General features: G+C 34.4%; 16 protein-coding genes and 1 tRNA gene. 9 read left to right on the top strand and 8 right to left on the bottom strand.

The window, feature by feature from the left end:
• The 3 genes from EZM65_RS14960 to EZM65_RS14950 form a co-directional block, all read right to left on the bottom strand.
• The coding region (locus EZM65_RS14960; RefSeq protein WP_211196231.1) for a hypothetical protein at positions 1–702 on the bottom strand (702 nt) is incomplete at its 3' end.
• Between the two features lie 316 nt (positions 703–1,018).
• The gene (locus EZM65_RS14955; protein ID WP_169051722.1) at positions 1,019–2,245 is read right to left on the bottom strand and encodes a 3-oxoacyl-[acyl-carrier-protein] synthase III C-terminal domain-containing protein; all 1,227 of its coding nucleotides are present in this window, start codon (positions 2,243–2,245) and stop codon (positions 1,019–1,021) included.
• Between the two features lie 129 nt (positions 2,246–2,374).
• Positions 2,375–2,447, bottom strand: a tRNA-Phe gene (locus EZM65_RS14950).
• A gap of 134 nt (positions 2,448–2,581) precedes the next feature.
• Here EZM65_RS14950 and EZM65_RS14945 point away from each other — a divergent pair.
• The 5 genes from EZM65_RS14945 to EZM65_RS14925 all read left to right on the top strand — a co-directional run bounded on the left by EZM65_RS14945 (position 2,582) and on the right by EZM65_RS14925 (position 7,486).
• The gene (locus EZM65_RS14945; protein WP_136669366.1) at positions 2,582–3,316 is read left to right on the top strand and encodes a type III pantothenate kinase; all 735 of its coding nucleotides are present in this window, start codon (positions 2,582–2,584) and stop codon (positions 3,314–3,316) included.
• Entirely contained in the window at positions 3,309–4,538 is a 1,230-nt protein-coding gene (locus tag EZM65_RS14940; RefSeq protein ID WP_136669365.1) for a hypothetical protein, read from the top strand. Before EZM65_RS14945 ends, EZM65_RS14940 begins: the two co-directional genes overlap by 8 nt.
• A 38-nt stretch (positions 4,539–4,576) precedes the next feature.
• Entirely contained in the window at positions 4,577–5,092 is a 516-nt protein-coding gene (lptC, locus tag EZM65_RS14935; RefSeq protein WP_248574885.1) for an LPS export ABC transporter periplasmic protein LptC, read from the top strand.
• Positions 5,093–5,103: 11 nt separating this feature from the next.
• Positions 5,104–5,298: a hypothetical protein gene (locus EZM65_RS14930; protein ID WP_136669363.1), complete on the top strand. Its 195-nt coding sequence runs from the start codon at positions 5,104–5,106 to the stop codon at positions 5,296–5,298.
• Positions 5,299–5,395: 97 nt separating this feature from the next.
• Entirely contained in the window at positions 5,396–7,486 is a 2,091-nt protein-coding gene (locus EZM65_RS14925; protein ID WP_136669362.1) for a peptidylprolyl isomerase, read from the top strand.
• An 85-nt stretch (positions 7,487–7,571) separates the two neighbouring features.
• On the opposite strand, the gene EZM65_RS14920 is transcribed toward EZM65_RS14925, so the two are convergent.
• From EZM65_RS14920 to EZM65_RS14900, 5 genes are read right to left on the bottom strand one after another with little or no spacing between them, the layout of a single operon-like run.
• Positions 7,572–8,486 (bottom strand): GYDIA family GHMP kinase, encoded by a 915-nt coding sequence (locus EZM65_RS14920; RefSeq protein WP_136669361.1) that lies wholly within the window; start codon positions 8,484–8,486, stop codon positions 7,572–7,574.
• The gene (locus tag EZM65_RS14915) at positions 8,487–9,299 is read right to left on the bottom strand and encodes an alpha/beta fold hydrolase (protein ID WP_136669360.1); all 813 of its coding nucleotides are present in this window, start codon (positions 9,297–9,299) and stop codon (positions 8,487–8,489) included.
• 14 nt (positions 9,300–9,313) lie between these two features.
• On the bottom strand, positions 9,314–10,657 hold the full coding sequence (locus EZM65_RS14910; protein ID WP_256371349.1) for a hydroxymethylglutaryl-CoA reductase, degradative: 1,344 nt from the start codon (positions 10,655–10,657) through the stop codon (positions 9,314–9,316).
• A gap of 14 nt (positions 10,658–10,671) precedes the next feature.
• Positions 10,672–11,400 (bottom strand): response regulator, encoded by a 729-nt coding sequence (locus tag EZM65_RS14905; RefSeq protein ID WP_136669358.1) that lies wholly within the window; start codon positions 11,398–11,400, stop codon positions 10,672–10,674.
• Positions 11,373–16,307, bottom strand: coding sequence for a PAS domain S-box protein (locus EZM65_RS14900; RefSeq protein ID WP_136669357.1), 4,935 nt, complete (start codon positions 16,305–16,307; stop codon positions 11,373–11,375). The genes EZM65_RS14905 and EZM65_RS14900 overlap by 28 nt, the downstream gene beginning before the upstream one ends.
• Positions 16,308–16,525: 218 nt before the next feature.
• Here EZM65_RS14900 and EZM65_RS14895 point away from each other — a divergent pair, with 218 nt between their 5' ends.
• The 4 genes from EZM65_RS14895 (at position 16,526) to EZM65_RS14880 (ending at position 23,139) form a co-directional block, all read left to right on the top strand.
• Positions 16,526–18,697 carry a S9 family peptidase gene (locus EZM65_RS14895; RefSeq protein WP_136669356.1) on the top strand — a complete coding sequence of 724 codons (2,172 nt, stop codon included), beginning with the start codon at positions 16,526–16,528 and terminating at the stop codon, positions 18,695–18,697.
• A gap of 37 nt (positions 18,698–18,734) precedes the next feature.
• Entirely contained in the window at positions 18,735–20,423 is a 1,689-nt protein-coding gene (locus EZM65_RS14890) for a peptide MFS transporter (protein WP_136669355.1), read from the top strand.
• Positions 20,424–20,506: 83 nt separating this feature from the next.
• Positions 20,507–22,165, top strand: a complete 1,659-nt coding sequence (locus EZM65_RS14885; protein ID WP_136669354.1) for a peptide MFS transporter — start codon at positions 20,507–20,509, stop codon at positions 22,163–22,165.
• Positions 22,165–23,139 (top strand): YhcG family protein, encoded by a 975-nt coding sequence (locus EZM65_RS14880; protein ID WP_136669353.1) that lies wholly within the window; start codon positions 22,165–22,167, stop codon positions 23,137–23,139. The genes EZM65_RS14885 and EZM65_RS14880 overlap by 1 nt, the downstream gene beginning before the upstream one ends.

The following is a 23,139-nucleotide window of genomic DNA, read 5'->3' as shown; positions in this document are numbered from 1 at the left end:
GGTGTCTCTTAAGGAACCGCCAGCAAAAGCCCACAGGGTAGTAAAAGGTCTTGGGTCTAAGCCAGTTGGTTCTTTTGGGCCTTCACCTCTTAGATGTGCATAGACATCAACTATGTCATCTTTTTGTGGGATACTTCCAATTCCTAAATTCCAAGTATTAGGATTGTCTGAATTTTTGTCTTTTGTGCCAGAAAAGATACTTAAATCATTTTCCCCTTGGCCACTTATATTGTCTCTCCCATAAACCGAGTCAAGCCATAAATAGCCGTCCACAATTGGATAAGGAAAGGGGAAAGTAGGGGTTGTGACAGATTGTCTTAATTCAAATGCATAGTTGTATTTTGGAGTTGCCAGTATAGTGGCCTCAATGGCCGCTGCATTTGACTGATCTATTACCCCTTTGCCGGAGCCGGGAAATAAAATAGGATCCACAAACCAATCATCTGTACCTATTGCTGAAGGTAGAGGAACTGGTGGTATGTCAGAGTTTGGGAATTGAAGCTGGTTAGCATATACGTCAGCTTCAACACCAAAATTAGCTTTGACAGTGGCATCTCCCACTAGCTGGGAAAAGGCACTGTTACCCGTTAATAATACAAAGAAAGAAAATACAAACTGTAAAAGTTTTTTGCTTCTACAACAGGAAAAAGAAGACAAAAGCCGTCCCTTCCCCTTTTTGTTTAAAAGGATAAATTTTTCCATAATAATATCATTTAAGACCATTATCAGGAAGTAGGATTAATTAATGTAATCTGGGGTTTAAAATGCTTTTGATTTTAAACATTGATGAATTAATTAGATTAAAGAAAAAAATAAAACAATTGTGTGTTGAGGTGGTATTATAAAATGACAATAAGAGGTATTTTGTTGAATTGTCAGTATTTTATCACAAAAACAATAGAAGTTCATTATTGCGATTTAAAATTAAATATTATTAAAAAATTAATAAGAAAAAAGTATTTATTTAACATTTTTAACAATACAAGTACTATTTGAAGTAACTAAATTTAATTAGAGGTTATACTTTTTCAGCGATCAATCCGGTTGCAGTAAGTCCGGGGCCAAATGCAATTGCAATAATTTTGGTTTCCGGCGCTATACTTTTGTCTTTTATGATTTCATTTAGAATATGCGGTACAGTGGCAGAAGACATGTTGCCTTGTTGTCTTAATATTTCGTAAGACCATTTTGCCTGCCCTAAATTTAAACCCAATTCCTCTACCACATAGTCTATTATTTTAGGACCGCCGGGATGAATTGCGAAAATGATTTCAGATTTAATGTCGTCAAAATTCAAGTGTATTTTTTCGCAAAGAGCATGCATGAAGCCTTTTATGTTTTTTCGTATAAAAACAGGAACACGTTTGGATAATGTCATAAGGAAACTGTATTCTCCTAAATCCCAGGACATATCCTCCAGTGAGTCCGGAATAATTACTTCATGTGAGGCCAGAATTTTTAATCCGCTTTTTTCTTTTACTTCATTACTGTTGTAAAATGAATCTTCCTCGTAAAGTGAATAACCTATGAATCCGTCTGCAAAAAGTGAGCAAATCATGGTGTTGGAGGGTGAGTATTCAGTGAGATTCAAATGTGCGGAAAGCAGTTCTGTATGGATAATGTCAACTCTGCCATTTGTTTTACTGCCTTGAAGAAGTGAATACCCTGTTCTTATTGCAGGAAATGCGCCATAGCATCCCATATGATAAGAGTGGGTTACCTGAACATTTTCCCATCTGCGTTTGATAACTGCTTCCTGTGCCAGACTAGGGGAGGAATAACCCGAACAGGTTACATGGATTAAATTTTCAGGCTTTTCATGGGTATAAGTATAGAATTCATCAAAAACTTTTCTCATTTTCCTTCTGAACCAGTCCATCCGCATTTCAATTTTTGGCCCGAATGAGCTGCCTGAATGGATTTCAAAGTCTACAGGGAATATGTATTCTTTGGGAGAAATATTCTGCATATCATTTTCGATGAAACTTTCTACTTCTTCAAAAATAAGTGCCTGCCTGCTGTTTATATTTTCAAAGCCAATTGCATATTTGTCAACATGGGCTGAAACGGTCTCAAAAGAAATAAATTCTTCACCGCTTTCCTGTTCAAAAACTCCCATGCTCTCTTTGACCGGATGGTTTTGAAAGTGATGGTAAAGGAACTTAGTGTATTGGTTAAGCTTAGTCTGGTTGATTAGGTTGCCTACTAAAATAGGGTGAAAATTAGAGATAATTATATTCTTCATAACCTTAATCATTTGATAGTGATAAAGTTACAAAAAACAAAAATCAAGAGGTTTAAAAATATATATTATCGTTTTTTGTGTAATAAAAGTAGTATTAAACAAAAAAACCGCTCAAAGAGCGGTTTTAAGTGGTACCTCCAGGAATCGAACCAGGGACACACGGATTTTCAGTCCGTTGCTCTACCAACTGAGCTAAGGTACCTTCTTTTGTTTTGCTCTCAGTAGCGCTTAATTGCTTGCTGATTGCGGGTGCAAATATAGAACCATTTTTCATTTATCCAAAACATTTTTTTAAAAAAATCTATTTGTACCTTAGCAAAATCAATATTTGTAAATATGATTTTAACCGTTGATGTGGGGAACACACAAATTAAAAGTGCTGTATTTGAGTATGATAGATTGCTGGAAAAAGATATTTTTTTGCTTTCAGAACTTGAAAATTCAGTCGAAAAAATTTTAAAAAAATTTGAAAAAATTTCTGTTTTGGTTGTTGCTTCGGTGGGAAAACTGGAAAATGGAGCCTTAAATATATTCGCTGACAGGGTGAAAATTTATATTATCGACCGAGAAAAGCCATTTCCTTTTAATAATAAATACGCAACTCCGGATACACTTGGTATTGACAGGATGGTTTTGACAGCCGGAGCTGTTTTGCAGTACCCGGATAAAAACAGATTGATAATTGATGCGGGAACATGTGTAACTTATGATTTTACCGACAGTAATAATGTATATCATGGCGGCGCGATTTCTCCGGGACTGCGTCTCCGTTATGAAGCAATGCATAATTATACTGCTAAACTGCCAATGCTGACCATTGAAGAGCCTGAACATGTTGTAGGAAATTCGACAGAGCAGTCAATGCATTCAGGCGTAATTAATGGTTTGACTTTTGAAATTGACGGGTATATTGATGCTTTAAAATCCCAAAAAGAAAACTTTATCATAATTTTAACTGGCGGCGATGCTAATTTTTTGGCTAAACGATTAAAAAATACCATATTTGCCAATTCAAATTTCCTGCTGGAAAGTTTGAATTTATTATATCAATATCAAATCAAAAATGATTAAGAAAATAATTTTAGGAAGCATATTCCTTTTTTCATTACAGACAATTGCACAGGAAGGTACAGCTTCTCCTTATTCATACCACGGTATAGGTGATGTTAAATTTAAAGGGAGTGTAGAAAACAGATCAATGGGTAGCGTGGGAATATTAAATGACAGTATTCATATTAATCTTCAAAATCCTGCCGCTTTAAATTCAATCAGATATACAACATTTTCGGTTGCAGGAACTTTTTCTCCTACTAAGATTACAACGGATATAGATACGCAAAAGGCACAAAGAACAACTTTAGATTATTTGGCAATGACTTTTCCAACCGGTAAACTGTCAATGAGTCTTGGTTTGCTTCCTTATTCCTTTGTAGGATATAAAATAATTAAGGAAACAGATACTGATGTGTATAAATACGATGGAATGGGCGGTTTGAATAAAGCGTTTGTCTCTGCCGGGTATCAAATAACGCCTAAGTTCAGTTTTGGTGCAGGATTGGATTATTCATTCGGAAAAATTGAAAGAAATGTATCGTATTTTCAAAAAAATGTCCAGAATGGAATTAATGAAAATAATGTTTCAAAAATCGGAGGAGTTGGATTTAATTTTGGAGGTATCTATAAAACAAAAATCAGAAAGCTTGATTTTATAAATTCTGCAACGTTTACTACAAGAACTAATCTGGTGACGGATAATACCAGAGAAATAGGTAAGGCTGCCATTATAAATGGTACAGTTATTGTTTTTGATAAAGAGGAAGTTGAAGTGGATAATACAAGACTGAAATTGCCTTCTAAATTTACTTTTGGTTCAGGAATTGGTTCTGAGAAAAAATGGTTTGTAGGTTTTGAATCGTCTTTTTTATCCAAAGGGGATTTGGATATCGACAAAGGTGATGGAACCACTTATGAAACTTCGGTAAAATTTGCTTTAGGGGGATATTATATTCCTAAATACAATTCATTTTCAAATTATTTTGACAGAATTACATACAGAGCGGGGTTGAGATATGAAAATACAGGACTGGTAGTGAATAATATTTCAATATTGGATAAAGCTCTGACATGTGGTTTAGGTTTTCCTTTGGGAGGGAGTTTTTCTAATATAAATGTTGGGTTTGAACTTGGAAGAAAAGGAACTGTCAATTCAGGTTTGGTACAGGAGAATTACATGAATTTTTCTTTTGGACTATCGTTCAGCGACAGATGGTTTGTGAAACGTAAATATGATTAATGTTATATTTTTTTAAAAATACAAAAACAAAAAAAGTGATGCTGCTTACCGTGGCGGCACTTTTTCTTGTTTCTTGTGAAAATAATATTAACGAAGTCAGAAAAATTAATATTACCGAAATCAGTCCGGTAGGTGAGGCTCAGGATTTTAATTTGAAATATACGGATTCGGGCAAGATAAAGGCAGTGTTGGTTTCTCCGCAGATGCTGGATTTTTCCACTGCTGATTTTCCGTTCAATGAATTTCCCAAGGGTATTGATCTTACTGTTTACGATGATTTGGGAAATAAAAGTTTTGTGACTTCAAAATATGCAATCTCCTATTCGGCCTCAAGTATAATCGAACTGCGTGATCAGGTGATCATCACCACGCATGACGGGAAAAAACTGGAGACAGAACAATTGTATTATGATCAGAAGAACGAATGGTTTTTTACTCAAAAACCTTACCGTTTTAATGACAGAGGCAGTGTGATAAATGGGGTAGGAATAGATTTTAGTAAAGATTTTAAATTCTTGGATACACAACAGATCCAAGGTAATTATAGTTTATAAAAAAAATAATTATGGCTTATATGAAATACACGCAGTATGCTTATTTAATTGCAGCTGCATTTTTGTTTTACGATGCGTTTTCAAAAATGAATTCGGGGACAGACACTCCTTATCTGAGTTTGATTTTGGGTTTAGGTGCTGTTGCAATGTTTTTCTTTCGTAGAAAATTCGCAAAGAAATTTGAAGATCGCAATAACAATCAATAAAAATTTAAACTTTCTTTTAAAATAAAAGCGAACCTATTTTATTATTTCATAGATAATTGTATTTTCGCCAACTGAATTTAAAAAATGTATATATAAAATGGCAGTTTTATCAAAAATTAGACAGCGTTCTTTATTGGTTGCTGTAATCGTTGGATTATCGCTATTGGCATTCATTATTGGAGCATTAATTGAAAATGGTACTTCGTTGTTTGCTTCAAGAAATGCTGGGACAATAAATGGAGTTGATGTTTCTTTTGAAGATTTTAGAAACAAAGTCGATGTAATGCAAAAAGGCCAACAAGGGATGTCTTTAACTCAAGCTACTAATGGTGTCTGGGAGCAGGAAATCAGAAAAATATTGTTAGGTGAACAGTTTGAAAAAACAGGCTTGCGTGTTGCAGATGATCAATTAATCAATGTTATTAAAGAAGATCCTCAGTTTGCTCAAAATCCACAGTTTTTAAATGCTGCCGGAAAATTTGATAAGGCAAAATTCAATGAGTTTTTAAATTCAATGAAAAAACAACCTGAATCATGGAATCAATGGTTGAATTACGAGAGTTCTGTTGCACAGTTTGCTAAAGAGCAAATGTACAACTCAATGATTAAAGCGGGTTATTATACCACTCAGGCTGAAGGTAAATTCAATTACGAGCTTGAAAACAACAAGGTGACTTTTGATGTTGTTTCTGTTCCTTATACTACTATTGAAGATAAAAAAGTAGAATTGACTGATGAGGAAGTGATTGCTTATATGAAAAAGAATGAGAAAAAGTATAAAGCCGAAGCTTCACGTGAAATTGAATATGTGTTAATTGAAGATAAACCATCTCCGGCTGATGAAAAAGCAGTTAAGGATAAAGTTAATGCTTTAATGAATGCTTCTGTTGTTTATAATTCTAAAACAGGTAAAAACGATACAGTTGCAGGTTTCCGCAATACTGCAAATGTAATTGAGTTTGTAAACGCAAATTCAGATATTAAATACGATTCTACTTATATTGCTAAGAAAGATTTGCCGGTTGACCATTCGGAAGCGTTATTCAATACGCCGCAGGGAGGTACTTACGGACCATATGTTTTTGGAGATTACTACTGTATTTCTAAATCATTAGGTAAAAAATCAGGTATCAATGCTAAAGCAAGCCATATCTTATTATCATATAAAGGTTCTGCAGGACCTCAGGCAAGCAGATCAAAAGAAGAGGCTAAAGCTAAAGCTAATGAATTATTGGTACAGGCTCAGGCTAATCCAGGATCATTTGCAATGTTGGCTATGACAAACTCTGATGATACTTCAAAACAACAGGGAGGTGATTTAGGTTATTTTTCAAAAGGACAAATGACTAAAAACTTTGAAAACTTTGTTTTTGGAAATGCAGTTGGAAAAATCGGTGTTGTTGAAACTGAATTTGGTTTCCATGTAATTCAGGTTACTGATAAGCAGGACGGAATCCGTTTGGCAACTATTGCTCAAAAAATTATGTCTTCTGAAGCTACAAGTGATGCAGCGTTTACAAAAGCTTCTCAATTTGAAATCTTAGCAAATGAAAAAGGTTTTGAGGCAGCTGCTAAAGCACAAAAATTAACTGTTGCTCCGGCGTCTAGAATTTTTGCTTTAGACGAAAATATCCAAGGAGTAGGACCACAAAGAGAAATTGTTCGTTGGGCATTTACTGCAGGTAAAGACGATGTAAAACGTTTTCAGACTCCTAACGGGCATGTGATTGCAAAAGTTAAAACAGTTAACGATGCAGGTTTAATGCCGGTTGCTGAAGCTAAAAACATGTTTGGCTTCAAATTAATGAATGAGAAAAAAGCAAAACTGATTGAAGCTAAAATGACAGGTGCTACTTTAGAAGCTGTTTCAAAAGCTACAGGTTCACCTGTGAAAGAAGCGAAAGATGTTGTTGCTGCAGGTTCATTTATCGAATCAGTAGGTCCGGAACCAAAAGTAGTAGGAGCTGCTTTCTCTTTAAAACCTGGTGTGGTTTCTAAAACTATTGCGGGTAATTCAGGAGTTTTCAAAATTAAAGTAAAATCAACTGCAAAAGCACCAGCTGCAAAAGATTTTAAAGATGTTGTTTCCAGAGTAAACGGACAAACTAAAGGTTCTGCTGCAAACAGATTGTTTTACATCTTAAAGCGTGATGCTGATATTAAAGATAACAGAGCACAATTCAATTAAGAATTTGTTTCAAAAAATTAAAGCCTTGCAATTGCAAGGCTTTTTTGTTGTTATTATCTTGAAGGAAATTAATAAGCGGACTGATTTATAAAATCATTTCTTTATATGGTATGATTACTTTATACCCTTTTTCTTTAAAATATGCAGTGGGATCTTCTGTTGAAATTGCCAATACAAAATCTCCGCCCCAGGCGCCAAGGCTTTTTATTACGCCTTTAAAATCGGTAAAAAGGACTTCTTTGACAGTTTCGCTTTCCAAAACATTACTCATTTCAATTTCATGTTGCTGTAATGCCTGAGCAAAGGTTTTTGGCTCGGTGGCATGAATAACTGTATTAGTGATTTTATCAATAACGGGAATTACTTTTTGAATATTTGCCTGTTTGTTGTAATAATTGGAAATGGCAGTTTTGCTGCTTTGTTTTTGATTCAGATAAACAAAATAAATTTTATCGTTAAAATCAGGATTGAACAGTACAGGTGTTATTTTTGGGACTTCATTGATTAATTGATAAATAATAGGAGAGTTGTTTTGCGCGCAGGCGATATCATAACCACTGCCTCCAAAACTGTTTTTAAGCAATGTAAAAGCGTCAATCTCCAGCCATTGGGCTATATTGTTTATTAAGGTTGAAGAAGTACCCAGTCCCCAAAATTTAGGGAAGGTGAGTTGGGTTGTAATTTTGAATCCAGTGCCGTTTTTTAAAAACTCAGGATTGAGCAAATGTGCATGATGTAAAATTTCAATCAGAGTAGTTTTGATTTTGCTGTCTTCAAATTCACTTTTTTGGAAAACATCTTCAAAGCTGAATTCACTTTCAAACCAGATACTGTTGTCACTATCAAAACTTGTCCATTGAAAAGTGTTTTCTGACTCACTTTTTTCTACAATCAGATTCTGTCCGAATTTTGTGGGCAGGGCAAATGCCTGAGCACCATCAAGTACTACATATTCCCCTGTTATTAATAGTTTACCGTTACTGTAAAAGGTTTGTTTCATTTATTGTAAAAAATCAATTGAAATCTGATTAATCAAATCCGGTTTTTCAATAAAAACATCATGTGAGCAATTCGGAATGACACAAAACTGACTGTTTTTAATTGCATTTCGGATTTCCAGTCCATGTTCAAGGGTGTACATGTCATTGTCACCGTATACTATTAAAGTTGGTGTTTTTATGCTTTCCAAATCACTTTTTGGAAAATATTGTTCTTCAAACCACATCTGATTGATTTCATTTACATATCTTTTCCAATCTTTTGAAGGCGTTTTTTTGATATAATTTTCAACCCATCTTGGCCAGTTTTTTTCAATCCAATTGGTGTTTCCCCAGTTTTTAATTTCAGAGATGTTTTTTGCAGCATCAGCTTTATAATTCGCTCCTGATATGATTAGCTTTTTTACTTTATCCTGTCTGTTTTTGGTTAAGATTAGACCGGTAACAGCTCCATCACTCCAGCCCAAAACGTATAAGCTGTCAAGTTTTAATTTATCTATAATTTCTGACTGGTATTCGGCTAGCAGCTTATAACTTAATTTACTTTCGGCATATTCAGAACGACCTAAACCTGGTGCGTCTGCAGCTATTACCCTATATTTTTCCGAAAGTTTCGGGATGACATTTTCATAATCGGAAATACTCCCAAACCCTCCGTGAATTAACAAAAGAGGCATGCCTTTTCCATATTCTTCATAGTAAATTTTGGTTCCTTTTATCGTTAAAAAATTCCCATTATTTGAACCGTAATTAATCTGGCTGAAAATTTTTACACTAAAAGCCAAAAAGAAGAGTAATGATTTAAATTGTATCATTTTTATAAAGTGTCTTAGTTACGTAATTTTGCTAAATAATCCACCACAGCACTATGGGTAACTGTATTTTTTTCAAAATGTTTTACCACTTGTCTGCGTTCTTCCTCAGTAGCATTAAACTGGTTTAAAATATTCATCAAATGCATTTTCATATGCCCCTGCTGAATTCCGGTTGTAGTCAAACTGCGCAACGCGGCAAAATTTTGTGCTAATCCGGCAACGGCTACAATCTGCATCAGTTCTTGTGCACTTGGTTTTTCAAGCATTTCCAGTGCCACTTTCACTAGCGGATGTAAGCTGGTTAATCCGCCAACTGTTCCCAAAGCCAACGGAATTTCCATCCAGAAAGTGAAAATACCATTTTCAATCTTTGCATGGGATAAACTTGAATATTTTCCTTTGCGGGAAGCATAAGCATGAACTCCGGCTTCTACCGCTCTAAAATCATTTCCTGTAGCAATTACAACGGCATCGATACCGTTCATGATACCTTTGTTGTGGGTAACTGCTCTATATGGTTCTATTTCGGCGATGCGGACAGCCTGCACGAATTTTTCAGCAAATTCCTGTGGGTTTTCAATATGTTTTTCAGCCAATTCTTCAACCGGACAGGAAACCTCGGCACGAACCAGACAATTTGGAACATAATTGGACAAAATGCTCATCACGACAGTGATGTTTTTTTCTTCTACAGTAAATGTTTCAAAATCTTGCGCTTCTTCTTTCAACGTTTTGGCAAATTGCTCCAGACATGAATTGATGAAGTTGGCACCCATCGAATCTTTGGTTTCAAAGGTTGCGTGAAGCTGGTAATAATTTTCCAGATCGGAAGTTTTATCACGAAGCTCAATGTTTAAAATTCCGCCACCGCGTTTTTGCATATTTTTAGTAATGCTTTCGGTTTCTGTGAAGAATTTTGGTTTTATTTCTGTGAAAAACTGCTCTAATTTTTGTTTGTCACCATTGTATATAAAGTGAACCTGACCGATTTTTTCGGTATTGATAATTGCAGCTTTAAATCCGCCGCGGTTACCCCAGAATTTTGCCGCTTTACTTGCAGCCGCAACAACCGAACTTTCTTCTACAGCAAATGGAATAGTGTAATTTTTTCCATTGATAGAAAAATTTGGAGCTACCCCCAGCGGCAGATAAAAGTTGGTTATGGTGTTTTCGATAAATTCGTCATGCAGTTTTTGTAAAGCATCGTCATTATTCCAGTATTGTTTGATAATGTTTTTTGCTTCTACTGCATCCGAAAAATGGGTTTCAACAATCCAGTTGATTTTTTCTTCCTTTGTTAATTTCGAGAATCCGCTAACTGCTTTGGTCATTATTCCTTTTAATTTTTTGGCAAAGATACGCTTTCGGTGATTTAAAATTTAATTGTTTTGACCCATTTTGCTAAAGTACTTTCTAAAATGTCCCTATTGATAGGTTTGGTTATGTAGTCGTTCATGCCAAAGCTTTGACAAACTTCTTTTTCTCCGTCGATTATCCCTGCAGTCAGAGCAATTATAATGCATTCGTTGTTTTGTTCTCTTATTTTTTTACTTGCCTCATAGCCGTTCATGACAGGCATTTGAAGATCCATGAAAATGATATGCGGATTGTTTTTCTCGAATAAATCAACCGCTTCCGCTCCATTTACAGCTTCCAGAATCGCTGCGTTCGGGATGATTTTTTGGATGAGTGTTTTGGAAAGCATCATGTTGATTTTATTGTCTTCCACAATGAGAATTTTCAGATTGTTTATGCTGATTATTCTGTCAATTTCTTTTTTGTTTTCTATGGCAGTATTTTCCTTTTTAGGATTGTTTAATTCATTTAAAATATCTATTAAATCATTTTTTTTAATAGGTTTCAAAATGGTATGTATGTTTATTTTATTGGAAAAAACAAGTTCAGGCGAATTGGAATTATGCATTATGATAATAGGTTTTTCAGCAGTTTTTTTATGGCTGATGATTTTTTCCAAATCTTTTTCCTGAATAACGTCATTGTCCAGAATAAGCAGATCGTAGTGACTGCCTGTGTTTATCTTTTCAAAAAACTCATCAAAATCAGTGGCTTTTTTTACGTCAATTTTAAGTGAATTGAGCATTTTTTTAGGGTTTTGCTGTTTCTGATGTTGTCTTCAAGCAGTAAAACGGATTTGACCGTATTGTTTTCCAGTTTTTTTTCGATTTCGGTATAGGCGGCATCCACTTCTATTTCAAAGAAGAAAGTACTTCCTTGTGAACTGCTTTCGATTTGAAGTTTACTTCCCATTAGCGCGAGTAAACTATTGGTGATGGGCAATCCCAGCCCTGTGCCACCATATTTTCTTGTAGTGGAGTTGTCTTCCTGTGAAAAGGCTTCGAATATTTTATGCTGATTTTCCGGTTTTATCCCTACACCGGTATCTTTTACGGTAAATTTTAAAACAGATTTATTCAGCTCCTTTTTTACCAATTTGACTTTCAATTCGATTTCACCTTTGGTGGTAAATTTTATAGCATTTCCCAGCAGATTTATTAAAATCTGTTTCAGCCGTATTTCATCAATCCAAATGGTGTAAGGTATGTCTTCTTTGATGTTGATAATAAGATCCAGTCCTTTTTGATGCGCAGAAAATTTGATAATGTCAACCACCTGATATACTAATTCAAGGAGATTGGTTTTTTGAATGTATAATTCGAGTTTTCCTGCTTCAATTTTTGATAAATCGAGAATGTCATTGACAATTTCAAGCAACGCATTAGCTGATTGATGCACAGTTGCCACATATTGTTCCTGAATGGAAGACAATTCTGTTTTGGATAATAAACTGCTGAAACCAATTATTCCATTTAATGGAGTTCTTATTTCGTGACTCATATTGGCAAGGAATTGCGTTTTTGCCTGATTGGCAGTTTCGGCAATTTCCTTTTCCTTAATAGCATTTTCAGCTTTTTTACGCTGGGTAATGTCAATGATTACACCTTCAATATAGGTTGTTTCCTGATTTAGAATGATGCCTTCCCCATATTCTTCAATCCACACATATTCTCCATTTTTTCTTTTAATTCTGCAGGTTATTTGAAAAGGTCTCCGGTTTTCAATTGCATTTTTTATTTCTGCGCGGACTCTTTTTAAATCCTCCGGATGATATAAATTGGTCATTGAAATTTTATTTTCAAAGAAATCTGATTTTGGATAACCGGTCAGGTTTTCAATTTCATCATTTAAAAACAACTTGGTTTTTTCCGGATTGTTTTTAACCAGATAAACCGTTGCAGGAATGTTGTTGGCCAGCAGTTTAAATTTTTCCTCGCTTTCCTTTATGGTTTTTTCATTTTCGATACGGTCAATGGTGGCTGAAATATTGTTGGTTAATGTTTGCAGGATATTAATCTCGTCACTGTTCCAGATACGTTCACTGGAGCAATCGTCAAAACCCAGAAAACCGCGGAAAACCTCTTTAACAAATAAAGGAAAAATTAAAATTGATAAAATAGACTGTTCCTCTAAAACTTTTTTAAAATCTTCCCTGACTATATTTTTTGTAAGAGTCATGTAGGGTTTGTTCAGCAGCATGGCTTCCATAAGTTCCGGAAACGCATCATGTGGTATGTTTTGTAAATCCGGATTGTCTATTTCTTTTAATTCTTCTTTGCTTGTCCATTCAAATTTTTGGCTCATCAAATTGGTTTTCATGTCATTTTCAAAATAGTAAACACGGTCTACTTTTGTAGCTTCTCCCATTTTACTCAATGAATCCTGGAAAATACTGTTTATATCTTCAGTTTGAAGTAAATTGACTGTGGTTTTTGCAATCGAGGTAAGGATTTCGCTTTTGTAAATGATTAGTTCTTCTGCTATAACTTTTTCGGTTACATCCTGGCCGTTGGAAACAAATAATTTGTTGTTGTACTTTTGGTCAATCCACTGGATGTGTTTGTATTCCCCGTTTTTGCAGCGTAATTTTCTGGTGTAAACAGTGTTTGGTGTGAAAACAAGGTTGTAGTCTATCTCTTTGAATTCTTCTCCCAGAGTCAATTTCCAGAAGTTTTGTCCCATGACTTCCTCAGGTTTGAAACCTAATATTTTTTCAATGGATTTGCTGCAAAAAGTAAGGTTCCCAAAATTATCTGTGGCTATGGTGAGTAAATTGGAGTTGTTGATGATAGTGTCAGAAAAAAGAATCTTATCATTAGCGTTTAAAATGGCAATGCGTCGGGCATAATTAATGACTAAAATTATAATTGAGGTGTTGATTAATGTTACTAGCTGTTTGCTTTCTTCGGTTTTGTTAAACAAAAGAATAAAGAGTGTAATAAAAACCGAGGTTAGAAACAGGACATAATGGCTGATATTTTTAAATACACTATAAGAGAAAAAAAGGATTAACAAGAATTCTGAAAATGTAATAATGTCAAAAGGATAAGTAATGGTTTTGTATATGGTAAGTATCGTAAAGCCTATAAAAAAAATAATAAATAATGGAAACAGAAAACGGTCCAGCTTATTGTTCTTTTTTGTAATCAAATAAATTACAAACGAAATGGTACCCAGAACAATATTGATAATCAATTCTGAGTTGGGGCGTACAATGAAAAACAGATTTAAAACTTCGGTCAGCGGAAACAGAATTCCTAAGAAAAAGAAATAACTTCTGATTTCTTCTATGTTTTCTTTGGTTTCTGAAAAATTGACAACAAAATCTTTATTGTATGTCGATGTTTTGTCAATAATCAGTTTGAATAGTAAAGCTGTAAAACAGAATAAGGGAAGTAAAAACCACCATTTAAAATAATAAGGGGTATCAATCACAAATGAATAGGATGTTTCCTTACTTAGTTCCCGGCCAAAACTGTCGACTGGTTTTACCTTGAAAATATATTTTCCGTGTCTTAAATTGGAATAAGTTACTTCATCGAGCAATGAGGGATTTGACCATTTGTTATCGGCACCTACTAAGTAATATGAATACAAAACATCGTTAGTGGAAACGTCATTAATTGAACCAAATTGAAAAGTTAACTGATTTTCGGTGTATTCGAAAGTGTAATTTTCTTTAGGAATGTTAAACCATTTACTGCCGGCCTCGTTTAAGGTATTCCAGTTTCTTTTTTCATTAAAAACATCAATGCTTTTGATGATGATTTTAGTGTCTTCTTTCGTTTTTGACTTATAATTGGTCAGGTATTTGTAGAGTCCGTTTGCTGTTCCAAAAAGAATATTTCCTTCTTCATCAATAGTCTGCGATCTTAAATTGGTTTCCAATCCGTTGAAACCATTTTTTGAATTATAAGGTTTAATGTTTAGAATAGTTCCATTATTGCCAATCTTTACTTTGTCAAAACCTAAATTACTACCCATGTAAATGGTTCCGGTTTTATCAGCAATAAGTGTAAAAATCAGTCCGGAGGTAAGTCCTTCAGAAGTTGTATATTTTTTTATTTTTCCATCGTAAATAGCAAATAGGGCATTAAAGCTTGAGAACCAGTATGTGCCAAATTTGTCTTTGCAGGATATGTTTAAAGCATCAGGGAGAATTTCTTTAGAAAGGGAAAATTCATTAGGTTTCTTTTCATTCAATAGAAATAAACCTCTGTTAGTGGCTATATACCAGTTTTTTTTATCTATTTGTTCTAAGGTGGGGACATGTGTGAATTCTTTTTCTCCTTGAGTTTTGTTGAGAAATGAGATCCATTTAAAGTTTTTGTCCAGAATTAGTAACCCTTTAGTTGTACCGATGAAATACCTTTTTTGGTCATCCTGTTGGATAACTTTTAATGATGGTTCGCCCGGGTATTTTTCATCAATGGGAATGTTTTCAATCTGATTGTTGATTATTTTGTATAATCCTTGTTTTGTCCCAACCAAAACCTCTTTTTTGTGGTTTTGATACAAGGCGACTGCATCCTGACCCGGTAAAAAGCTTTTATTGAATTGAAGTTCATCATTGTCGTCTGTTACAAAATGATGAAGTCCTTCTCTTCGAACACCTGCAAAAAGACCCTCAGGAGTAGCTAAAACAGGAAAAATATAAGGGTTGTTGATCTGTTCAAGGTTGTTATAGTTGTAGAAAGCCTGTGATTTTCTTTTAAACAGACCGGTTGCATATGTGCCGCAGTAAAACTGCCCTATTTTGTCAATAAAAAGACAGCGGACATTCTCTCCGTTAAAGCCATTATGACTGTTTATAAAGCGTGTCTGTTCCTTTGAATATCGTGCAAGCCCTTGTTTGTAATCACCGGCAAGCCAGAATTGCCCTTTTTTTTCCTGAATCAGATGCTTGATAGAAAAAGGTCTGTTGTGAGGTAATGAAATTGTTGCCTGATAATTTACAATGGTATTGTTTTTAGTTGTGGAAATCAATTCATAAAGTTCTCCATTATCATTTCCAATAAATGCACTGTTGATTCCTGTTTCAGTAACACAACTATACCCTTTTAATTTTTTTTCTTCAAAAGGGTATAAGGAATTATTATTTAGTTTGAAGATTCCCGTTTCAGTTCCTATAAATATATTCTGAAAGCTGTCGGCAAATACCGAATTGATTTTGCTGTACTTTTTATTGGTTCTGGTTATTAATTGTATTGAGTAGTCTTTTTTAAGAAGAAAAATTTCGTTTTCTGTGAAACAGTAAACCCCTTTTGGAGTCAGGAAAAGTTTTTGTACAAATTCACCGGTTATTGTGTGATTGTTTTTTTCGAAAGACTTTATTATTTTTTGTCCGTCATAGATTATCAATCCGGCCTCCTGAGTGGAAAAAACAATGTTATGGTTTGAATCTTCAACAATAGAGGTAACTGCAAAGCCTTCTTTGTCGCCTAATTTGTTTATCGCTTCGTAGTTTTTACCGTCATATCTGACTAATCCGGCCCCATCAGTTCCAATCCAGATCAAATCACGGCTGTCCTGTGTTATTGCGTATACTGTCGAGGACGGTAAGCCATTTTTCTGATTGAATATTTCAAAATCAAAAACCTGACAGTTTACCGAAAAATGGATAAAAAATAAGAAGAGTATTTTTTTGAGCATAGAAAACTGCAGGTTCGTTTTTTAAACTTTATTTAATGAAATTTAATAAAAAAAATGATTTTTTCAAAAATATTTTGTTGTTTTTCGATTGAATTGATAATTTATGTAGGAAAAACAGCAATTTATTTTAAGAGGGGGTTTTTTTATTTTTGCATGTATTTTATGAATAATTGATATTTTTTCACTAAAATTGAGCATTTTTTACAATAAATATAAATATGAGAACACTATCGAAATTACTTTTATTGTTGTTGCTGGCTTCATACAATGCCATTGGTCAACAAAAAATTACTTTAGATGAAATTTGGACAGGAGCTTTCAGGGCGCAGGGAATGACTGCTCTTGAAGCCATGAAAAACACAAATCAATATACCGTTTTGGATTTTGATAAAGCATCAAAATCATCCCAGATCAATTTGTATGATTTTGCTACACTAAATAAAGTGGCAACTTTAATTGACAGCAAAGATTTTAAACAGCTGGAAGGAATCGATTCATACACGTTCAGTAAAGACGAAAAGAAATTATTGATAGCAAACAACAGCGACCAGATTTTCCGTCATTCGTTTGTAGCCGATTTCTTTATCTACGATATTGCTTCGAAGTCATTAACAAAGTTGGCCGACTATAAAGTACAGGAGCCTACTTTTTCTCCTGACGGAACTAAAATAGCTTATGTATACCAAAACAATTTGTATGTGTATGATATTGCTTCAAAAAAACATACTCAAATTACAACCGATGGCAAGAAAAACAGTATCATTAACGGTGTAACCGATTGGGTGTATGAAGAAGAGTTTTCTTTTGTAAAAGCGTATGACTGGAATTCAGGTTCAGATAAGATTGCTTTTATTCGTTTTGATGAAACGGATGTGCCTCAATTCTCAATGGATATGTATAATGAAGGTTTGTATCCAACACAAAATGTTTTCAAATATCCTAAGGCAGGAGAGAAAAATGCTGCAGTTTCATTGCATGTTTATGATGTAAAAACAGGTTCTGCTCAAAAAATCAATTTAGATAAGTATAATGATTTTTATATAGCTCGTATTAAGTGGACTAATGATGTAAATACTTTGTCTGCACAAGTGTTAAACCGTCATCAGGATAATCTGGATTTGTTGTTTGTTGATGGGAATTCAGGTACAACAAAAGTTGCTTTAAACGAAAAAGATAAAGCTTATGTTGATGTGACTGATAACCTGACATTTTTAAAAGACAACAGTTTTATCTGGACTTCGGAAAAAGACGGTTACAACCATATTTACCATTATGACAAAACAGGGAAACTTAAAAAACAGATTACTAAAGGACTTTGGGAAGTAACAAACTATTATGGTTTTGATGAAAAAAACGGAATGATTTATTATCAATCGGTTGAAAACGGTTCTATTAACCGTGATGTGTATGCGATAAAATTAGACGGAAGTGCTAAAAAACGTTTGTCAACTAAAACAGGAACTAATGCTGCTACTTTTAGTCCGAATTTCCAATATTTCATTAATTCATTCTCGAGTGCTAAAAATGCACCGAAGTATACGTTACACGAGACTAAATCGGGTAAGGAGATAAAAGTAATCGCTTCCAATGAAAATTTAGAGGAAAAATTAAAAGGTTATAACCTTCCTTCTAAAGAATTCTTTGTGTTGACTACTGAAAAAGGGCATAAGTTAAATGCCTGGATGATTAAACCAAAAGATTTTGATCCTAACAAAAAATATCCTGTATTGATGTATCAATACTCAGGGCCTGGTTCACAGCAGGTTGATAATGCCTGGAATGCATCTGATGATTATTGGTTTATGATGCTGGCGCAGCAGGGCTATATTGTGGCTTGTGTGGATGGACGCGGCACTGGTTTCAAAGGAGCCGACTTTAAAAAATGCACACAAAAAGAGTTAGGTAAGTACGAAGTGGAGGATCAAATTGATGCGGCGAAGGTATTTGGAACGTATTCTTATGTAGATAAATCTAGAATTGGTATATTTGGCTGGTCGTTTGGAGGGTTTATGGCTTCTAACTGTATTTTTCAGGGAGCTGACGTGTTTAAAACGGCTATTGCTGTAGCGCCGGTAACCTCTTGGAGATACTATGACAGCATTTATACAGAACGTTATATGCAGACGCCTCAGGAAAATGCAGGAGGTTATGACAATAATTCACCTATAAATCATGTGAGTAAATTAAAAGGAAACTTTTTATTGATTCACGGATCGGCTGATGATAATGTTCACGTGCAAAACACTATGAAAATGATTGAGGCTTTAGTGCAGGCCAACAAACAATTTGACTGGGCAATTTATCCTGATAAAAACCACGGTATTTTTGGAGGTAAAACACGTCTGCAGTTATACACCAAGATGACAAATTTTATTAAAGAAAAACTATAATTGAAATATTACTAACCAAAAACAAATAGAATACAAAATGAGCGAAACAGCAAAACAAGGGCATCCTAAAGGATTGTGGGTGTTATTTGGAACGGAAATGTGGGAGCGTTTCAACTTCTACGGAATGAGGGCGATTCTTACATTATTTATGGTGAATTCATTATTAATGAAAGAAGCTGATGCTTCATTGATTTATGGTGGTTTCCTTGGGTTGTGTTATTTAACACCATTATTGGGAGGGTTTATATCTGACCGTTTTTTTGGAAATAGAAACTGTATCATGCTGGGTGGAACAATGATGGCAATTGGTCAGTTATTGTTGTTTTTTAGTGCTAGTGTATTTGGATCAAATTTAGATTTGGCTAAAACATTGATGTGGACTGCTTTAGGGATTATTATTTTTGGTAATGGATTCTTCAAGCCAAATATCTCTTCAATGGTTGGAAGCTTATATCCAAAGCAGGAAAAAACCAAATTAGATACCGCTTTTACAATTTTCTATATGGGTATCAACATTGGTGCTTTCTTAGGTCAATTCATCTGTCCTATTTTAGGAGATGTTAAAGATGCTGGAGGAATCAGAGATATTCATGCGTTCAAATGGGGATTCCTGGCAGCTGCAATAGCAATGTTGATTGGAACGACTGTTTTCTACGTTCTTAAAAATAAATATGTAGTTACTCCGGAAGGGAAACCAATTGGAGGATTACCTTCAGGGCATGATGCTTCGGATTTTGAAGAAGGTGAGTCTCAAAAAGCACATTTTACAGCTGGTTCTTTAATGACTGCTGTTTTGGTTTTCATTGGATTGTTCTTTGCTTTTCATTATACAACTGAAGGAGATAACGTAGTTAAAACTATCATTTATCCTATTATTTATGCGAGTGGTATTTCATTAGCATTATTAATTTTATTAGATAAAACTTTGACTAAAGTTGAAACACAACGTATTTGGGTAATCTACATTATGTCATTCTTTATCATCTTCTTCTGGGCGGCGTTTGAACAGGCAGGTTCGTCTTTGACATTCATCGCTGATAACCAGACAGACCGTAATTTCTTCGGTTGGAATATGCCGCCTTCAATGGTACAGATTTTCAACGGATTATTCGTTGTTATGTTTGCGTTCCCATTCAGTTTGTTATGGGATAAATTGAGAGCATCAGGCAAAGAACCAATTTCAACTGTAAAGCAATCAATTGGTTTGGCTTTAATCGCTTTGAGTTATTTTATCATTGCTCATAATGTGAAAGATTTGGGTAACTCGGGTATGTTGGCTATTTACTGGTTGATTTTATTATATCTAATACAAACTTTTGGTGAATTATGTTTATCGCCAATCGGATTGTCATTAGTAGGTAAATTATCACCAAAACGTTTTGCGTCATTGGCTTACGGAGTATTCTTTATTTCTAATGCGGCAGGATATGCTTTATCAGGAACTTTAGGTTCAATTTTACCGGCAACGGGTGATAAATTTAAAAAAGCACAGGAATTAGGGATTGATTTACAGGCAGTTTTAGATAAAACTATAACGCCAACAGCTGAGCAATTGAAATTACTTTCTGATAATCAAATCAGTGCTACAAATCCAGTATTTGCTGGTTTTGAAATCCACAATCTTTACGAATTCTTTATGGTATTTGTTGTATTGTGTGGTATCGCATCTGTTATTTTATTCGCATTGACACCAAAGTTGAAAAAGATGATGCACGGAGTGAGATAATTCCATTAAAAAATATTTTTATATCTTTCAAGCCTGTAACGTCACGTTACAGGCTTTTTTAAAACACCAAACTGAATAAAATTATGTGGAAATCGCATCCTAAGGCACTGCCTTTTTTGTTTTTATCTGAAATGTGGGAACGTTTTGGTTATTATTTAATGATTGGGATTTTTACCCTTTACCTAAAAGATGTTGAAACTGGTTTTGCCATGACTGAAGCAGAAGCTTCCGATTTATACGGAACTTTTATCGCTTTGGTGTTTTTGACTCCTTTTATAGGTGGTTTGGTAGCAGATAGATATTTAGGATATCGTACTTCTATTATTTCCGGTGGAATTATGATGGGAGCCGGTTATTTAATGATGGGTATTCATAGTTTACCTATGTTGTATTTGGCAATGACATTAGTTATTGTAGGTAATGGATTTTTTAAACCTAATATTTCTACTTTATTAGGGAATTTCTATAATGATGAAGAATATAAATCCAAAAAGGATGAAGGGTACAATATTTTCTATATGGGAATCAATGTTGGAGCTTTTATTTGTAATTTCTTCGGAGCGGTTTTTGAAAATTTATTTGGCTGGGCCGCAGCTTTCTCTGTTGCTGGAGTAGGAATGTTTATAGGTGTCATAGTCTTTGTTTTAGGAACTAAGCATTATGGAGACAAAACTGCTAAAAAAGGAACGCAGGAAGGGGATATGCCATTCTGGAAAATCGTCATGTTTATATTGGTGCCCTCAGTAGTATTTGGAATTATTGGCTGGCTCATCAAAGGAGTAGCTTCTGATGTTAATCTTGATAGTGCAATTTTTGGTTCTGATAGTACTGATGCCTTTATTTTTGCTTGTATTCCGGTAGTATTATTCTATTCTAGTTTATACTTTAAAGCCAAAGCTGAAGACAAAAGGCCAATAGGGGCATTATTAGCTATATTCGCAGTTGTGATTTTATTCTGGGCTGTTTTTAAATTAAATGGATCAGCATTAAACAATTGGGGCGATAAATATACTGATAGAGAAGTTACAGGAATAGCTAAAACAGTAACGGATAAAATTTATTTAACGAAAGAATTAGAATACAAAAAAGATTCAGTGGCACTTTATGATCAGGCTTTCAGGATTCAAAAGAAAGATGGTGAAGTAATTAAAGAAGTAAACTACCCTTTATATTTCAGAAATGTAGCCAAAGAGAAATTGCCGGCTGAAGAAGCAAAAGTTTCGGTTTGGGCTTCTAATTTGAGTCAATCGATTAATCCTTTTTGGGTAATAGCTTTAACGCCACTAATAGTAGCCTTTTTTACTTATTTAAGAAGCCGTAAAAAAGAACCTTCGACACCAACAAAAATTGCTTTTGGGTTATTAATTTCTGCCTTATCGGTTTTAGTTATGGTATTGGCTGTAAAAGCAGGACAAAACGGTTCAGAAAAAGTATCAGTTTTGTGGTTGTTTGCTAATTACGGAGTAATTACGATAGGAGAGTTGTTGTTGTCCCCAATGGGTCTCTCGGTAGTATCTAAATTAAGTCCGGTTAATATTACATCTTTAATGATGGGAGGTTGGTTTTTAGCAACTTCTATTGGAAATAAATTATCGGGCGTATTAGCTTCAATGTGGGATAAATATGATGATAAAGCAAACTTCTTTTGGGTGAACTTCGGATTATTGATGTTTGCTACATTATTGATGTTTGCATTGCTGAAGCAGTTGAATAAAGTAATGAAAGAAAAAGGAATTAATTAGTGGAACTGCAAAATAATTTATTTTACCAATCTATCCGTGATGTGGTTTTACAATCTCGGCAGCGGGTCTATCGGGCAGTGAATACTGTTTTAATAGAGACGTACTGGCAGATTGGTAAATTAATTATTGAAGAGGAACAAAACGGTAATATTCGTGCTGTTTATGGGGATAAAACCCTAAAACTGCTTTCTTCACAGTTAACCCTTGAATTTGGTAAGGGTTTCGACTATACAAATCTTACCAATATGCGTAAGTTTTATCTGGCTTTTCAAAAACTTGACGCAGTGCGTCAAGAATTGAGCTGGACACACTATAGGATTTTATCTAAAATAGATGAAGAAGAAAAAAGAATTTTTTACCTGAACGAGGCCGTTGCATTAGGATGGAATTCCAGGCAACTGGAACGTCAGATAAAGACTTTGACTTTTGAACGCACGTTAAAGCCATCCTTTGAAGAAAACTCTATTCATTCATTTCTAAAAGACCCGTATATTTTTGAATTTCTCGGATTGCAGCAGAATGTAAAAAATACGGAATATAGTATAGAAACCGCTATTATTGATCATATTCAGAAGTTTTTACTTGAATTTGGGAAAGGGTTTGCTTTTGTAGCCAGACAGCAGCATATCATAACCGATACATCTGATTTCTATATAGATTTAGTGTTCTACAATTACATTTTAAAGTGTTTTGTTATCATTGATTTGAAAACGGATAAGCTGTCACATCAGGATATAGGGCAAATCGATATGTATGTGAGAATGTATGATGATTTGAAAAAGAACGAAGGTGATAATCCTACTGTAGGAATTTTGCTGTGTTCTGAAAAGGATGAAACCATTGTAAGGTATTCGGTTTTAAATGATAATAATAATTTATTTGCCAGTAAGTATATGTTATATATGCCGAAAGAAGAAGATTTAAAAGAAATAATTAACCAAGATAGAATACGATTTGAATCAGACAAAGAATAA

Source organism: Flavobacterium sp. H122 (genome assembly GCF_004959765.1).
Lineage (GTDB): Bacteria > Bacteroidota > Bacteroidia > Flavobacteriales > Flavobacteriaceae > Flavobacterium.
This window is presented reverse-complemented; position numbering and strand designations above follow the sequence as displayed.

Bases quoted from the DNA above. Each gene is read 5' to 3' on its own strand.
- EZM65_RS14955 (WP_169051722.1), bottom strand. From the start codon at position 2,245: ATGAAGAATATAATTATCTCTAATTTTCACCCTATTTTAGTAGGCAAC.
- EZM65_RS14945 (WP_136669366.1), top strand. From the start codon at position 2,582: ATGATTTTAACCGTTGATGTGGGGAACACACAAATTAAAAGTGCTGTA.
- EZM65_RS14940 (WP_136669365.1), top strand. From the start codon at position 3,309: ATGATTAAGAAAATAATTTTAGGAAGCATATTCCTTTTTTCATTACAG.
- lptC (WP_248574885.1), top strand. From the start codon at position 4,577: ATGCTGCTTACCGTGGCGGCACTTTTTCTTGTTTCTTGTGAAAATAAT.
- EZM65_RS14930 (WP_136669363.1), top strand. From the start codon at position 5,104: ATGGCTTATATGAAATACACGCAGTATGCTTATTTAATTGCAGCTGCA.
- EZM65_RS14925 (WP_136669362.1), top strand. From the start codon at position 5,396: ATGGCAGTTTTATCAAAAATTAGACAGCGTTCTTTATTGGTTGCTGTA.
- EZM65_RS14920 (WP_136669361.1), bottom strand. From the start codon at position 8,486: ATGAAACAAACCTTTTACAGTAACGGTAAACTATTAATAACAGGGGAA.
- EZM65_RS14915 (WP_136669360.1), bottom strand. From the start codon at position 9,299: ATGATACAATTTAAATCATTACTCTTCTTTTTGGCTTTTAGTGTAAAA.
- EZM65_RS14905 (WP_136669358.1), bottom strand. From the start codon at position 11,400: ATGCTCAATTCACTTAAAATTGACGTAAAAAAAGCCACTGATTTTGAT.
- EZM65_RS14900 (WP_136669357.1), bottom strand. From the start codon at position 16,307: ATGCTCAAAAAAATACTCTTCTTATTTTTTATCCATTTTTCGGTAAAC.
- EZM65_RS14895 (WP_136669356.1), top strand. From the start codon at position 16,526: ATGAGAACACTATCGAAATTACTTTTATTGTTGTTGCTGGCTTCATAC.
- EZM65_RS14890 (WP_136669355.1), top strand. From the start codon at position 18,735: ATGAGCGAAACAGCAAAACAAGGGCATCCTAAAGGATTGTGGGTGTTA.
- EZM65_RS14885 (WP_136669354.1), top strand. From the start codon at position 20,507: ATGTGGAAATCGCATCCTAAGGCACTGCCTTTTTTGTTTTTATCTGAA.